Below are 15,797 nucleotides of genomic sequence, written 5' to 3' on the forward strand. Positions count from 1 at the left end.
CCGGTCAGGTATTCACCGACCGGGTACGGCTATTGTTTAGTCTGTGGTTAGAAAAGGATACGTGCATTAAAGGTTTTCGACGTTAAGACTTGGCGACAAGCTATGGTTTTTAAACTCTTTAATTCTAAATTTCTAATTGGAAGGGGAATTATAATGGCTATCAAACGTAAAAAGATTTCTGTTATCGGCTCTGGTTTTACTGGAGCTACTACCGCCTTAATGATGGCACAAAAGGAACTAGGGAACGTAGTATTGGTTGATATTCCGGATATGGAAGATCCAACTAAAGGTAAAGCACTGGATATGCTTGAAGCTAGTCCTGTACAGGGCTTTGATGCCAAGATTACCGGGACTGCAAATTATGAAGAGACTAAAGACTCGGACCTTGTAATTATAACAGCTGGTATCGCCCGTAAACCTGGTATGAGCCGTGATGATTTAGTGAATACAAATGCTAAAATAATGAAATCTGTCGCTAGTGATATTGCAAAATATGCTCCAGAGTCTATTATTGTTGTATTGTCAAACCCTGTAGATGCAATGACTTATACGGCTTTTAAAGAATCTGGTTTCCCTAAAGAACGTGTGATTGGTCAATCAGGTGTACTTGATACAGGCCGTTTCCGTACATTTGTTTCCGAGGAGCTTAATCTTTCTGTGAAAGATATAACAGGATTTGTTCTTGGAGGGCATGGCGATGACATGGTTCCATTAATCCGCTATTCCTATGCAGGTGGAATTCCATTAGAAAAATTAATTTCAAAAGAGCGTCTAGATGAAATCGTTGAACGCACGCGTAAAGGTGGCGGAGAGATTGTAGGCCTACTTGGTAATGGCAGTGCATATTATGCACCAGCGGCTTCTTTAACAGTCATGGCAGAAGCAATCCTGAAAGATCAGCGCCGTGTACTTCCATCCATAGCATACTTAGAAGGTGAATATGGTTATAAAGATATTTACCTTGGTGTACCAACGATACTAGGTGGAAGCGGAATTGAAGATATCATCGAGTTAGACTTAACAAAAGAAGAAAAATCTGCACTAGATAAATCAGCAGAATCAGTGAAAAATGTTCTTAATGTATTAAAATAATCCTTGAAAAAGCTTCTTTTTTCATTTAATTGTAAAAAGAAGCTTTTTTTATATAGCGAAGTTCTTTATTTTTTGGTATAATAGTAAACGCTTACATTTATGGAGGTGATGGCGTGATTGGTAAGAAGAGAAAGCTTGGCAAGAAAATTAACGATTTACAAATTGGGGATTCCTACACAGCATCACATATAATAGAAGATAGAGATCTGCTATTATATTTAGGATTAACAAACGATGCAAATCCATTATATATACAACATGATTATGCATCGCAAACACCGTATCAACAGCCGATCGTACCTTCAGTTATGTTATTTGGAGCGGTCTCTTCCATAGTGTCAATGCATTTACCGGGGCCAGGGAGCCATATTACGCAACATGAAATGACATTTCCGAAGCCTGTTTTTCACTACTCGGAATTAAAAATTTCGCTGGAAATTATTGCAATTGATCAGGATAATCACCAAGTAACATTATCTGCAGTTGGTTATGACAATGAGGGTGACGACGTTTTACATGGCAAACTTCATGTATGTCCGTCATATGAGCCTAAATCCATAACGGGTGCATCACTTGAAAATTTCTTTTAAACAGGTAAATACTATCACTAGATCAGTGGTAGTATTTTTTGTTGACTGCTCATGCTAACGAATATATCTAGTGAAAAAAGAATATATCAACCATTAAAGTGAATATATCAACTGGTTGGCGAGTATATCGACTTAAAAAGTCACTTATCAACCAGAAAACTGTTATATCGACTGCAGAGAAAATATACCGGAAGAGTGTTATATCGATCCGAAAAGGATTATGTCAACCAGAAAGCTAATGCTAGAAGATAATTACACAGTTTACCCTGAACCTAACAAGATACAATCCTTTGTAAATTTTTCTTTACATGCTAACGTATTCACATTGCTGTTTGTTCAATGTATGATTAAACTATCATACGTTTTATAGAAATGGGGACTATTGATGGGGAAAAGAATTCTTATTGTCGATGACGAAGCATCAATCGTTACATTATTAAAATTTAATGTGGAACAAGCAGGTTTCGAAGTAGATGAAGCATATGATGGGCTGCAGGCTATCCAAAAAGCGGAGGGAGTTAGTTATGATCTTATTGTCCTCGACTTAATGCTACCGGAAATGGACGGGATGGATGTCTGCAAACACTTACGTATTAATAAAATTGATACACCTATTTTAATGCTTACAGCAAAAGATGATGAATTTGACAAAATTTTAGGATTGGAATTAGGTGCAGATGATTACCTGACAAAACCGTTTAGCCCTAAAGAAGTTGTTGCTCGTATTAAGGCTATCTTAAGACGATCACAAAAATCCGAAGAGACTGCTTTTACCTCAATTCAAATTGGTGGATTATCGATATATCCTGATCGCTACGAAGCAGAAATGAACGGTGTTACACTAACATTTACCAGGAAAGAGTTCGAACTTTTATATTATCTTGCTGCACATAAAGATAAAGTTTTATCAAGAGATCAACTGCTAAGCGCTGTGTGGAATTATGACTTTGTTGGGGATACACGGATTGTTGATGTTCACGTTAGCCATTTGCGTGAAAAGATTGAACCAGATACAAAAAAACCAGCATATATTAAAACAGTACGAGGTCTGGGGTATAAATTGGAGGAACCAAAGTAATGAAAGTTATATTTTCAAAACCTTTATTTGCATACATTATGGGACTTCTAATACTTGTTTTCGTTTCGGGGGCTGTTTTAAGTCTGCTTACAAATGAATATATTATTCTTGGTTCTATCTTAACAGTCGAATATATAATTCTCTTGTTGATTATGCTCCATGTTTACGACAAATATATGAAACCAATAAAAAAGGCATCCAAAACGATTGATGAACTCGTTAAAGGGAATTATCGTGCGCGTATTCATCATACCTCAAGTGGAAGTGTCGCAGAACTAAGTAATAAGATTAATATATTAGCAAGGAACCTGAGTGAATTTTCTATACAGGAGCAAGTGCAGGAGAAACAATTGTCTACTGTAATCGATAATACACAAAGTGGACTGGTACTCCTTGATGAAAAAGGCTATATCCACTTGGTTAATCGAAAATTCATTTCGATGTTTGGAGGAACTCCCCAAAATTATAATGGTTTTCTTTATTATGAAGTACTGGATAATGAGAAAATTCATCAAACCGTACAGAAAACTTTTTTATATGAGGAAAACATAAAGGAATCGTTTACTCAAGTAATTGAAGCAGATAAGAAGTATATCGAAATTGTAGGTGCTCCAATACTTAATGAACGTAACATGTTAAAAGGGGCAGTCCTAGTGTTATATGATATAACACATTTGAAGAAGCTTGAATTGATGCGAAAAGATTTTGTTGCAAATGTATCTCATGAGCTTAAGACACCAATTACTTCGATAAAGGGTTTTGCTGAAACATTACTGGATGGGCCGATGAATGATCGTGAAACACTGGAAAATTTTTTAACTATCATTAACGATGAAAGTACAAGGCTTCAAGGGCTGATAGAAGATTTACTAACTTTATCAAGGCTTGAGAAAGATGAATTTATGTTAGTTCGAACATCCCTTAATATGGGAAAATTAGTTGATGAGGTGTTACCTATTATAAATCAATCTGCTAAACAAAAGGGTATTACACTAACATCAGAAGTAGGCGATAATATTACGATTCAGGCCGATAAGGAAAGGGTTAAACAAGTAATGATTAACCTGCTTGCAAATGCTTTGAGTTACACGTCAAATGATGGCGAAGTTAGGCTGAAAGTTACTGATACAGAAGATGTAGTTCACATCCAGGTTTCAGATACAGGTATCGGAATTAGTCAAGAAGCCATCCCGAGAGTATTCGAACGGTTCTATCGTGTTGACAAAGCGCGAAGCAGAAATACTGGTGGAACTGGATTAGGGCTAGCGATTGTAAAGCATATTGTAGAAGTCCATGAGGGGAAAATCAAGGTAGATAGTGAACTGAATAATGGCTCAACGTTTCACGTATATTTGCCAAAATAACAGCAGTTGTCCATTAAGATAGATGGGCAGCTTTTTTCTGTTTTCCAGCAAGATTAACCTGTTATACAACCATTAGGCTGTTCCGATTAGATTTTTTTTGACACAAAATTTATTAAATGTGAAGTACTTTTTAAAAAGTTTGAATTCTGTTATGCCCCTACGGAAATACACTACGCGCACCAAGGGCGGCTGATGAGCCTCCTTACTCCTACGTCGCTGTATAGTCTCATCTAGGCCTCAGTTCCCACAGGAGTCTACGTGTATTTCCTCGCTGTTGACTGGGGTAGTAATCGCTATAGAATAATTGTAAGATAGCTACACTAGTCCGGGTGAGCGAAGGGTGGTGACTCCCTCCGTAAAGGTTGATATACCAGTGATTAGAAGGTGATAATTCTTTTATAAAAATTTTTTTGCAGTCAAAGAATGACAGAAAGCTTTCTTAAAGGAAAAAATTGGTAATAATACTGACACGTTGCGGTCGCTAACAATTTATTGTTAACGGAAAAGCGTATTCCGAAGCCCTTTGGATCTCCGCATATCTTAGAAGGACGTACCCTCCCAGGTCTCTTGGCGTCGTGCGCTTGCTTTCCTTCATTGGGTCTCTTCTGAGGCGGAGGCCGCATGATGCTCCTGCATGGACTCGAGGTCGTATGTCACAGTTTGGCGGCTTCTCCGGATCATCTTTATTGTCATGCCAGGGTGCGAGAACGTTATGCCACTTGCTTCACCGGAAGATGATTCAACAGGTCCCGTCTCATCTGATCGGCGTCAAAAGGGGATTGGCTTTTACTCATCCCGTAGATGACTTGCAGAATTTTACGGCATAATGCCACCATCGCTTCCTTCTTCTTGAGCGGATTTTCGGGCCGGTTCACATAATACTGGTAGATATCCTTGAACGCTTCATTATTTGGAAGAATGGTGGTCACCATCCTGAACAGAAGCGCTCGGAGGGCTTTTCGCCCTCGCTTCGACAGCCGTTTTTCGCCTTCTCGGTCACCGGAAGAGTCATCCCGCAGCGTCAATCCCGCTAGTTTGATGAGTTGGCGTGGATGACCATATTGCGGAAGTGGTCCGGTTTCGGCGAGAAGCTCAGCTGCCTGATTCTCACTTACCCCTCGGATAGATGTAATCCATTCGAAATCAGAAAGCTGACGGGCATAGAAGCAGAGCTTTTCCTCGATCTCCTGGATTTGCTTATCCAAAAGGGCGTATTGATCTAAAGGGGTAACCAGTTTGAAATAGGCCATGTCTTGCCCTTGCGTGCGACCAATAGAGAATGGGGCCAGTTTCTTCAATTCAGCGATTTTGTTTCGGGATAAAAATCGGGCGCCCTTGTCTTCACGATATAAAGCCATACATTCCTCAAGTGACCGTGTCTGAACGTCTTGGGGAAATGGGGTATATCGGAGGACCGTACGTGCCTGAATACCCCAGTCTTTAAAAACTTTCAGGAATTCCGGAAAGTATTGATCGGTCCAGTTAACCAGCTTGTTTTTTAGGCTCGCCCGTTCATCGATAAGAGATCGCCACCATGTGGCGCACTCACGGAGTTCTGCTTCGATGTCTTTCAGAAAGCGATGAAAGGTGAAGTAGCCGTTTTCGACGAGACGAGCAATCAACCGAGCGTCTTTTTTATCATTTTTGGACTGGTTGTTCCTCGAACTCTTTGGAACGTTTAACATGCATCGGATTAACGATGACGTACAAAAGTTGTTCGTCCCATAAGCGTTCAGCGAGATTCTTCCAGTAATGGCCGGTGGCTTCAAAACCAATGATTACCTTCGCTTTTTGATGTTTGGTTTTCAAGTCCTTGACGGTCTGAATGAAGCTTTCGAAACCTTGATAAGACTGCTTGAACGAAAAGGCGCGTTGAAGTTCTCTCCCACGGTCATCAATCGCACAAGCATAGTGTTTTTTCTTAGCGATATCAATTCCGATGATTAACGTGTCCTCTGTCACTTGATTAATTTTGTCATTCACATTATCATGCATTTGTAAGGTCCTCCCCAGATGTTTGATTTTGTGTATATCTGCATCTTAACGGAGGACCTTTTTATATTTCAAGAGGGGGAAGGTCTCCTCCAATAGGAATGCTCCTGCGGGAATAGCGCGTTCAGTGCGACTAAATGAAGGCCGACTAAAACCGTCCTTTGCGGACAACGTCGGTATACCCCTTGCCGGGGCAAGGAGGCTAAGCGAGTACCCGCGGAAAGCATCCTCCCGTAGCGACCCCGGACGGCAGGACGAGAGTTTTTAGAGAATATTCTAGCAGTTACGTCGCAGTTTATATCTTATGTGTACAAAAAACTTTTATCATGTTGTTAAGACAACAATTAAAACGTTCTGAGATTACCAAGATAGCTGTTTGAGTTTATTCTATAGATGCGAAAGTTGAATTATTAGTAAATATAGTAGTTTAAAGAAACAAACAGGTTCCCTATTTGTTATACTATTGTCATAAAGTGTTTTATGGAGGAGATGGTGAGATGGACATAGGCAATATTGGTGTTATTATTATAATAGTTATTGCATACTTACCTATAATTTATAATATGCAGAAGCGAATTCGAAAGTTAGAAGATGAGATGAATGAAATAAGGAGACGAATGTAACTTTTTTATTTAGGCCCGTACCATGATAAAATATATTTAGTTAATTCACGGTATAATTGGAGGATTACAATGTCAAATAAACTTGTCTTAATTGATGGAAATAGTATTATATATAGAGCCTTTTTTGCTTTACCATTGTTAAATAATGATAAAGGTGTCTATACAAATGCTGTTTATGGATTTACAACAATGCTGCTTAAAATTCTTGAGGATGAAGAGCCAACACATATGCTGGTTGCGTTTGATGCTGGGAAGACGACCTTTCGTCACGAAACATATAAGGAATACAAAGGTGGCAGACAAAAGACACCACCTGAACTATCAGAACAGTTTCCTGTATTAAAGGAAGTACTTGATGCGTTTCAAATTCCGCATTATCAGCTCGATCAATATGAAGCGGACGATATTATCGGAACACTTGCAGGACAGGGTAAGAACAATAACTGGGATGTAACGGTTATTTCCGGTGATAAGGATTTGCTGCAGCTCGTATCAGAAAAGGTTACTGTCAACCTTACGAAAAAGGGATTAAGCGATGTTGAATCGTATACACCATCTTTTATGAAAGAAAAGATGGAGATTAACCCAGATCAGATTATAGATCTTAAAGCATTGATGGGTGATAGTTCAGATAATATTCCAGGTGTACCGGGTGTTGGTCAAAAGACAGCGACAAAACTTATAAAGCAATACCGTACTCTTGAAAATGTTTATGAACACGTGGATGAAGTCAGTGGCAAAAAATTAAAAGAAAAATTAGTTGATCATAAAAATGAAGCATTTATGAGTAAAGAGCTCGTTACAATTAACTGTGATTCTCCGATACAAGTATCAACGGATGATCTTACATACGAAGGGTATCAGCAATCAGATGTAGGTGCCATTTTTAAAGATCTAGGATTCCTTTCCTTGTTAACCAGACTAACTGGTGAAGCTACTGAAGAAGATAGTTCTCAAGAACTTAGCGAAATTAACTACACTATTCTTAACGAAGTAGCTGAAGGAACGTTAACAGAAAATAAAGCTGCATTCATAGTGGAGATGCTTAGCGACAACTATCATCATGCTCCAATCAAAGGTTTCGGAATTGTTGATGACTCAAATGCTTATTTTATCCCAACGGATGTTGCCTTGAACTCTAAAGTTTTTAAAGAATGGGCAGAGGATGTAAATAAATCTAAAATTGTTTTTGATGCAAAGAAAACCTTGGTTGCCCTATTAAACGGAGGAATTCATATTAAAGGAATTACCTTCGATATGTTGCTGACATCATACTTGCTCAATCCAGCCGAGAATAATCACGATATTCCTGCAATAGCACATCGGACAGGCGAAACGGATGTTTTATTTGATGAGGAAGTATATGGAAAAGGTGCAAAAATAAAAGTACCTGAACAGGATATACTTGCAGAACACGTTGTCCGTAAAACAAATTTACTTTTAAATGTAACAGATAAAATGGAAGAGCAATTGAAAGCTAACGAGCAATTTGAGCTGCTAAAAGAATTGGAAATGCCTTTAGCTCTTATTTTAGGTGAAATGGAACATAGTGGTGTCAAGGTTGATGTAAAAAAACTAGAGGACATGGGAGTTTCACTCAGGGAACGATTAAAGACTATTGAAACAGAAATTTATGAACTTGCAGGTGTAGAATTTAATTTAAATTCTCCTAAACAACTGGGACCTATTTTATTTGAAAAGCTGGAACTGCCTGTCATCAAAAAGACAAAAACAGGTTATTCTACTGCGGCTGATGTTCTGGAACAATTAGAGCCCGAACATGAAATTATCCCAAAAATACTTTTATACAGGCAGTTAGGCAAACTTAAATCAACTTATATTGATGGGTTGTTAAAAGTAGTAGATCGTGACAGTAATAAGATTCATACACGCTTTAATCAGGCATTAACCCAAACGGGCAGATTGAGCTCAATTGATCCAAACTTGCAAAATATTCCTATTCGGCTGGAGGAAGGCCGTAAAATTCGCCAGGCTTTTATTCCTGCAAAAGAGGATTGGATAATGTTTGCAGCTGACTATTCGCAAATTGAACTACGCGTACTTGCGCATATTGCAAAAGATGAAAAATTAGTTGCTGCGTTTAAAAATGACCTTGATATCCATACTCAAACTGCAATGGATGTTTTTCATGTGGAAAAGGACGACGTGACATCAGATATGCGGAGACAGGCTAAGGCAGTTAACTTTGGTATTGTCTATGGGATCAGTGATTATGGGCTTTCTCAAAACTTGGGAATCACTCGTAAGGAAGCGAAACAGTTTATTGAGCGTTACTTTGAAAGTTATCCGGGTGTTAGAACATATATGGATGAAATTGTTCAAGAAGCAAAGCATCAGGGCTACGTTACAACGTTTATGATGCGCAGAAGGTACCTTCCAGAAATAACCAGCAGAAACTTTAATCTTCGTTCTTTTGCTGAACGAACTGCCATGAATACACCAATTCAGGGGAGCGCAGCTGATATTATTAAAAAAGCGATGATTGATTTACACCAGAAGTTACTGGACGAGAAATTGCAAGCACGTATGCTTTTGCAAGTACATGATGAATTAATTATAGAAGCACCAAAAAGTGAAATTGAAAAATTAAAAGAAATTGTCCCAGCTATAATGGAGAATACTGTAGATTTGTCTGTCCCGCTAAAGGTGGATTATGCATATGGGGATAGCTGGTTTGATGCAAAATAAGGAGAATCAGGAACATGCCGGAATTACCAGAAGTTGAAACAATAAGAAATACTTTAAAACGATTTGTTATAAATAAAACCATTTCAGATATTTCTGTTCTTTGGCCAAATATTATAAAAAGGCCTGATGATGCGGAGCAATTCAAGCATATAGTAACCGGACAAACAATCCATGACATAAAACGTAAAGGTAAATTTTTGTTATTCCAGCTGGATGAATCTGTGCTTATCTCTCATTTACGAATGGAAGGTAAGTATAGTGTGCATCCATCTGAAGAACCAATCAAAAAGCATACACATGTAGTATTTAGCTTTACGGATGGGGAAGAGCTTCGTTATAACGATGTTCGTAAATTTGGAACAATGCATGTTTTTAATAAAGGTGACGAATTTAATCATAAACCACTGAATCAATTAGGACCTGATCCCTTTGATGAAGATTTTACACTTGATTATTTCTATAAAAAACTCAAAAAAACGGAACGCGTTATTAAAGCAGCGTTACTGGACCAAAGTATTGTTACTGGATTAGGAAATATTTATGTTGACGAAACGTTGTTTAGAGCAAATGTTCATCCTTTGAAAAAGGCAAGCAGGTTAACAAAAAAAGAAGTTAGAATAATACAGGAACAAGCAATTCTTACACTAAAGGATGCGGTTGCCAAGGGAGGTACGACAATCCGTTCCTATGTAAATGGACAAGGCGAAATGGGGATGTTTCAACAGGAGCTATTTGTTTATGGACAGGAAAATCAACCTTGTAAACAATGTGGAAGGCCAATTGTAAAAATGAAGATTGGCGGACGTGGCACTCACGTTTGCATATCCTGCCAAAAAAATTAAGTGAGGTATAACAATGGCACTAATAATCGGTTTAACTGGAAGTATAGCCAGCGGAAAAAGCACCATATCATTAATGTTTGATGATTTTAATATTCCAGTAGTTGATGCAGATAAGTTATCACGTGAAGTTGTAATGCCAGGGGAGAAAGCATATGAGCAAATTACAGATACATTTGGACAGGAAATATTGCGTGATGATAAGACGCTTGATCGAAAAAAATTAGGCAGTATCATCTTCAATGATGAAACAAAACGTAACCAATTAAATGGAATTGTCCATCCTGCTGTAAGAGAGAAAATGCTGGAACGAAGAGATAGTTATGTCAAGGCCGGAGCCGACTGTGTTGTTCTTGATATTCCATTGCTGTTTGAAAGCAAGTTAACTGGTTTTGTCGATAGAACAGTTGTTGTATACGTGGACGAAGAAGTCCAAGCGCAGCGGCTCATGGAACGTGATGAATATTCAGAGGAAGAAGCATATCAACGGATTAACGCCCAAATTCCAATAAAGGAGAAAGCAAACCTCGCCGATGCAGTGATTGACAATAATGGAACGAAACAAGCGTCTTATCACCAGCTGGAAGTCCTGTTAAAAAAATGGAATGTAAATAAGTCTTAGAATTTGGCTTATCAATATCAACAAGCCAATAAAGAAGTTCTTTACTGCTAAGAAGCCTAGGAATAAAATTTCCTAGGCTTTTATCAACTTTTAAGCACATTTTCATATAAATATGTTATACTATTTATGACAAAAAACTAAAAGAGTATAACATATATAGGAGGACTACAAATGAGTAAAACCCGAATTGCAATTAACGGATTTGGACGAATTGGACGTATGGTCTTTCGTCAAGCTATTACAGATAATCAGATAGAGGTTGTCGCAGTGAATGCAAGTTATCCTCCAGAAACACTTGCGCATTTGATAAAGTATGATAGTGTACATGGTATTTTTGACAGACAAGTGAAAGCGCTTCATGAAAGTTTGGAAGTTAATGGGAAGGAAATTTTGTTAACAAGTGCTCGTGAACCCGAGAAGTTACCATGGAAAGAAAATGATATTGATGTAGTTGTTGAAGCAACAGGGAAATTTAAAACAAAAGAAGATGCTGGTTTACATTTACAGGCAGGAGCCAAGAAGGTTGTCATTACCGCACCAGGAAAGCAAGTTGACAAAACAATTGTAATGGGTGTGAATCAGGACACATATAATCCGGAAGAGGATAATGTGATCTCCAATGCTTCCTGCACGACTAATTGTCTTGCGCCAGTAGTTAAGGTATTGGATGACAACTTTTCAATTATCAACGGATTAATGACAACTGTTCATGCGTTTACAAATGATCAACAGAATTTGGATAATCCGCACAAAGATTTACGAAGGGCTAGGGGTTGTACACAATCCATTATTCCAACTTCAACAGGTGCTGCCAAGGCTTTAGGAGAAGTGATACCCAGTATGAATGGAAAACTGCATGGTATGGCGCTTCGGGTTCCAACACCCAATGTCTCGTTAATTGACTTGGTTATTGATGTGAAAGAGTCCGTATCAATTGAAGAGGTTAATAACGTATTCAGAAAAGCTGCTGAGAATGAACTTGCAGGAATAATTAAGTATAGTGATGAACCACTTGTTTCAATAGATTATACATCAACAGATTATTCTGCAATTATCGATGGACTGTCAACGATGGTTATGGAAGATAACAAGATTAAGGTATTGGCTTGGTATGACAATGAATGGGGTTACTCAAAACGAGTAATTGATCTAACCAGATTTGTTGGAAACTATATCAACCAGCCACAAATGAAAATTTCTTAACTATTGCAAGTAAATTAAAATAAGTTTATACTTTTCCATGACTTCTATATTAATGGATTCCTGCTTAAAAGGTTAGAATCTTATTGGACTTACTTCCATAGCGAAAATATAGTTGCATATAAAAAGATACTCAACTTATATTAAGGTGGAATCTTGAAATGGATACAATGGGAAGACATGTTATTGCTGAGTTATGGGATTGTAATATAGATATTCTAAATAATATGAAGCAAATTGAGCAAATCTTTGTTGATGCAGCTGTAAACGCTGGAGCGGAAGTTCGCGAGGTTGCTTTCCATAAATTTGCGCCACATGGCGTTAGTGGCGTGGTTATAATAGCAGAATCACATTTAACAGTCCATAGTTTTCCTGAGCATGGCTATGCAAGTATTGATGTTTATACATGCAGTAATACAATTGATCCAAATGTAGCTGTAGATTATATTATACAAGCATTAGAGACCAAGACATTTGAACATGTTGAAATTAAAAGAGGTAAAGGTCCTGTTAAGGTACAGCCATTTCAAAAAATGTTATAAATAGAATGGAAAGGAGGATTGACCAAAATTAATGGTTAATCCTTCTTTCTTAGTTAGGAAATTAAAATTCTTTCTTAACTGAGTCAATTTCATAAATTTATTATCATCATTCAATTTTCGCATCTATAAAATAATCTCAAATAGCCATCTTGATAATTTTAGAGCTTTTTTAATTGTTGCCTTGACAACATTAATAGAAATTTTTTGTACACATAAGATATAAAATGCGAAGTAACATGCTGAGTGCTATGACACCGCTTCGAAAATACACTTCGCTTTCCGTGGGCGGCTGATGAGCCTCCTTGCTCCTACGTCGCTGCGTAGTCTCATCTAGGCCTCAGCTCCCACAGGAGTCTACGTGTATTTCCTCCGCTGGGGTTGCTCACTTATTTAAAAAATATATGCATGTTGTGATGATATAAACAAGATTCTTGACCATCTAAACCAGCAGCTGGAATATGCGAGACTCCTGTGGGACAGCGAGCCAAAGAGACCCCACAGAGAGCGACCTTTGCGAGCGAGGAGGCTCGTGGTGAGCCCACGGAAAGCGAGTATATTCCAGCTGCGAGGGTCAGAGAGCCACTATAAATACTACTCGGTACCATTAATTTACTTCGCATTATATATCAAATACGTAACGTTGGTCAAAGTCAACTCAAGTAGTGTATCAGCCTTTCTTGTTCCTTCAAAAACTGCTTTTTTATTGACTTATGAAAATAATTACAACGAAGGTTCTGTATTAGGAATTGGTGATAAGTCAGTTTTCGATGATTAGTCGATTTACTAAAAACATGTTAAAATAGATAGATATATAGTGTACGGATATAGAATTTATACATATGTACTATTTTTTAGATGGGGTGTACAAATGTCGTTTCGTCAAAAAACTGCAAAATATTTTAGTAATCATGCTGAAACAAATGAAAATCATATTGATCCTACGCTTCAAACACATTACTATAAAACAACAAGAGATAAAGGATTAAGCATGCTGGAGAATTATTTTGATAATAACGGAAGCTATCAAATTAATGCTATTTCCAAGGATCACGGTGAAATTAGTGCTACTATTGTTAAAGGAAAAAAGGCCTTTGTCGTTGCAACTGTAATTATGGTGAGACCCCACCAGACGGCGATTGATTTTTCTGTCACAACAGAGTCAGTATTTCCGTTTGATTTAGGCTATAGTACGAAAATCATCCAACAACTATATCAGCAAATAAATAAAGAGCTGCCTATCATTAATAATACGAATAGTCGGAGTCGGTAGCAAAAATGAATGGGGTTGAACGACATGAGATGTTCAAATTGCCACTATAAAAGTACAAAGGTTTTGGATTCGCGACCAATTGAAGAGGCGCGTTCGATTCGCAGGCGCAGAGAATGCGAACAGTGCGGGTTTCGTTTCACAACATTTGAACGGATTGAAGAGGTCCCATTAATTGTTGTGAAAAAAGATGGTACAAGACAGGAATACAGCCGCGAAAAATTAATACGTGGTTTGATTAAAGCATGTGAAAAGCGTCCAGTTCCACTTGAGAAAATTGAAGAAATTGCCATTGATGTTGAAAAACAATTACGTAATACTGGTGTATCAGAAATTGATAGTAAAGAAATAGGTGAAATGGTAATGGATCGACTTTCAGACGTTGATGAAGTAGCTTATGTTCGATTTGCATCAGTTTATCGGCAATTTAAGGATTTAACTGTATTTTTAGATGAATTAAAAGACTTAATTAAAACAGATAAGAATGAAAACACCTGAATAATCGATTCAGTGTCATGTTTGGAGAAGAGAAAGGGTTAGAATAATGAGTCATATCGGAAAAATTTTGCCAATCGAAGGGTATCGAGTTTTGTTTAAAGGCAATTTGCCAGTTGATTATGCAAAGTCGTTAACTCACTTGTATCAGCCATTAATTGGTATACAAGCATTTTCGTTATATCAAACCCTATTGAACGAACTTGAATTTCAACATGGATCATCAGTCCAAACACATCATACATTAATGAACTATATGAACTTGCCGTTAGATGATATTTATCGGGCAAGGTTAAAACTTGAAGGTATCGGACTGCTTAAAACGTATCAGAATTACACAGATGACCAAAATTCATATATATACGAGTTACTAAGTCCGTTTTCACCAGCAAACTTTTTTGCAGATGAAATGCTGGCTCAATTACTATATCATCATATTGGAGAAACTAAATTTAAATTATTGAAAGAATACTACACCGAACATGGAAAAAGAGAAGGTTCAAACATAACAGCATCTTTTAATGAAGTTTTTCAAACGTTTCAGCCATATCTGGAAGGGATGGAAGTGATTGATGATCAAGACGAATCAGTCACAGAGTCTGCAATTGATTTTACCTGGATGGAACAAATGCTGAAGCAGCGCATGGTTCCGGCTAATAGAGTGTTGACTTCGGAAAACAGAAAGTTAATTTCCCAGATGATGACTTTATATGATTTAGCAACCTTCGAAGTAGAAAAATCTGTATTATGGGCGTTGACGGATGAAAATTCGCTTAATCGTAATGAATTTAAAGAAGCTTGCCATGATTTATTTAGAAATAAACACAATCAAACAGATATTAGGCTTACTGAAAAAGAAGTACGCACAACAAATGAGACTGTTAGTAATCCAACAACGAAGGAAGACCAGCTTATAACCGAACTGGAAAAAATATCACCGAAACAGCTGCTAGAAGATTTATCGAGTGGTGGTCAGGCATCTGCTCAGGATATGAAGGTGATTCGTGAGGTTATGACAACTCAAGGACTTCCTTCTCCAGTGATGAATGTACTTATCCACTATGTTTTACTGCAATCAAATATGAAGTTGTCGAGAGCATATTTAGAAAAGATAGCAAGCCATTGGTCACGTGCAAACCTGCAGACAGCTAAAGAAGCAATGGCATTCGCTAAGAGTGAAAAAGGCCGATATCAAAAAGAACAAACCAATAAATCAAATTATAAAAAGCCCCAATCCAATGAGGTTGTTCCTGACTGGTTCAAAGAACGGAAAAAGAAGAAGCAAGCTAACTCAAATCAGGCTGGTACGGATACACAAAAGGAATGGGAAGAAACAGCAACATTACTGCGAAAGTACTCCAAAAATAAGAATAATCATTTATAA

Annotated in this window: 16 protein-coding genes; 14 read left to right on the forward strand and 2 right to left on the reverse strand. The window is 37.6% G+C overall.

Translation table 11 applies throughout. The features are described from left to right. Positions 1–153 precede the first annotated feature (153 nt). From mdh to pnpS, 4 genes are all read left to right on the forward strand, one after another. Positions 154–1,092 (forward strand): malate dehydrogenase, encoded by a 939-nt coding sequence (mdh, locus tag ACTWQM_RS14940; protein ID WP_443258964.1) that lies wholly within the window; start codon positions 154–156, stop codon positions 1,090–1,092. Between the two features lie 113 nt (positions 1,093–1,205). Then, the gene (locus ACTWQM_RS14945) at positions 1,206–1,682 is read left to right on the forward strand and encodes a MaoC/PaaZ C-terminal domain-containing protein (protein ID WP_443258965.1); all 477 of its coding nucleotides are present in this window, start codon (positions 1,206–1,208) and stop codon (positions 1,680–1,682) included. A gap of 385 nt (positions 1,683–2,067) precedes the next feature. Then, positions 2,068–2,760 carry a response regulator gene (locus ACTWQM_RS14950; RefSeq protein ID WP_443258966.1) on the forward strand — a complete coding sequence of 231 codons (693 nt, stop codon included), beginning with the start codon at positions 2,068–2,070 and terminating at the stop codon, positions 2,758–2,760. Continuing rightward, positions 2,760–4,124: a two-component system histidine kinase PnpS gene (pnpS, locus tag ACTWQM_RS14955; RefSeq protein WP_443258967.1), complete on the forward strand. Its 1,365-nt coding sequence runs from the start codon at positions 2,760–2,762 to the stop codon at positions 4,122–4,124. Before ACTWQM_RS14950 ends, pnpS begins: the two co-directional genes overlap by 1 nt. Before the next feature lie 710 nt (positions 4,125–4,834). Here the strand turns inward: pnpS and ACTWQM_RS14960 are convergent. Then, complete coding sequence (locus tag ACTWQM_RS14960; RefSeq protein WP_443258968.1) at positions 4,835–5,746, reverse strand: transposase; 912 nt, start codon at positions 5,744–5,746, stop codon at positions 4,835–4,837. Positions 5,747–5,762: 16 nt separating this feature from the next. Further along, positions 5,763–6,119: an IS110 family transposase gene (locus ACTWQM_RS14965; protein WP_443258969.1), complete on the reverse strand. Its 357-nt coding sequence runs from the start codon at positions 6,117–6,119 to the stop codon at positions 5,763–5,765. A 494-nt stretch (positions 6,120–6,613) separates the two neighbouring features. On the opposite strand from ACTWQM_RS14965, the gene ACTWQM_RS14970 reads away from it, so the two are divergent. The 10 genes from ACTWQM_RS14970 to ACTWQM_RS15015 all read left to right on the forward strand — a co-directional run bounded on the left by ACTWQM_RS14970 (position 6,614) and on the right by ACTWQM_RS15015 (position 15,797). Further along, positions 6,614–6,739: a hypothetical protein gene (locus ACTWQM_RS14970; protein ID WP_443258970.1), complete on the forward strand. Its 126-nt coding sequence runs from the start codon at positions 6,614–6,616 to the stop codon at positions 6,737–6,739. Positions 6,740–6,808: 69 nt separating this feature from the next. After that, positions 6,809–9,448 (forward strand): DNA polymerase I, encoded by a 2,640-nt coding sequence (polA, locus tag ACTWQM_RS14975; protein WP_443258971.1) that lies wholly within the window; start codon positions 6,809–6,811, stop codon positions 9,446–9,448. A 14-nt stretch (positions 9,449–9,462) separates the two neighbouring features. After that, on the forward strand, positions 9,463–10,290 hold the full coding sequence (mutM, locus tag ACTWQM_RS14980; RefSeq protein WP_443258972.1) for a DNA-formamidopyrimidine glycosylase: 828 nt from the start codon (positions 9,463–9,465) through the stop codon (positions 10,288–10,290). Positions 10,291–10,303: 13 nt separating this feature from the next. Next, positions 10,304–10,909 carry a dephospho-CoA kinase gene (gene coaE / locus ACTWQM_RS14985; protein WP_443258973.1) on the forward strand — a complete coding sequence of 202 codons (606 nt, stop codon included), beginning with the start codon at positions 10,304–10,306 and terminating at the stop codon, positions 10,907–10,909. Between the two features lie 171 nt (positions 10,910–11,080). Then, positions 11,081–12,112, forward strand: coding sequence for a glyceraldehyde-3-phosphate dehydrogenase (locus ACTWQM_RS14990; protein ID WP_443258974.1), 1,032 nt, complete (start codon positions 11,081–11,083; stop codon positions 12,110–12,112). A gap of 158 nt (positions 12,113–12,270) precedes the next feature. Next, the gene (speD, locus tag ACTWQM_RS14995) at positions 12,271–12,651 is read left to right on the forward strand and encodes an adenosylmethionine decarboxylase (RefSeq protein ID WP_443258975.1); all 381 of its coding nucleotides are present in this window, start codon (positions 12,271–12,273) and stop codon (positions 12,649–12,651) included. Between the two features lie 532 nt (positions 12,652–13,183). Next, positions 13,184–13,426: a hypothetical protein gene (locus tag ACTWQM_RS15000; RefSeq protein WP_443258976.1), complete on the forward strand. Its 243-nt coding sequence runs from the start codon at positions 13,184–13,186 to the stop codon at positions 13,424–13,426. A gap of 93 nt (positions 13,427–13,519) precedes the next feature. Beyond that, positions 13,520–13,921 carry a cytosolic protein gene (locus ACTWQM_RS15005; RefSeq protein WP_443258977.1) on the forward strand — a complete coding sequence of 134 codons (402 nt, stop codon included), beginning with the start codon at positions 13,520–13,522 and terminating at the stop codon, positions 13,919–13,921. A gap of 24 nt (positions 13,922–13,945) precedes the next feature. Then, positions 13,946–14,416, forward strand: a complete 471-nt coding sequence (gene nrdR / locus ACTWQM_RS15010; protein WP_443258978.1) for a transcriptional regulator NrdR — start codon at positions 13,946–13,948, stop codon at positions 14,414–14,416. 46 nt (positions 14,417–14,462) lie between these two features. Then, positions 14,463–15,797 (forward strand): replication initiation and membrane attachment family protein, encoded by a 1,335-nt coding sequence (locus ACTWQM_RS15015; RefSeq protein WP_443258979.1) that lies wholly within the window; start codon positions 14,463–14,465, stop codon positions 15,795–15,797.

The sequence above is a fragment of the Virgibacillus sp. L01 genome (assembly GCF_052246775.1).
GTDB lineage: Bacteria > Bacillota > Bacilli > Bacillales > Amphibacillaceae > Lentibacillus.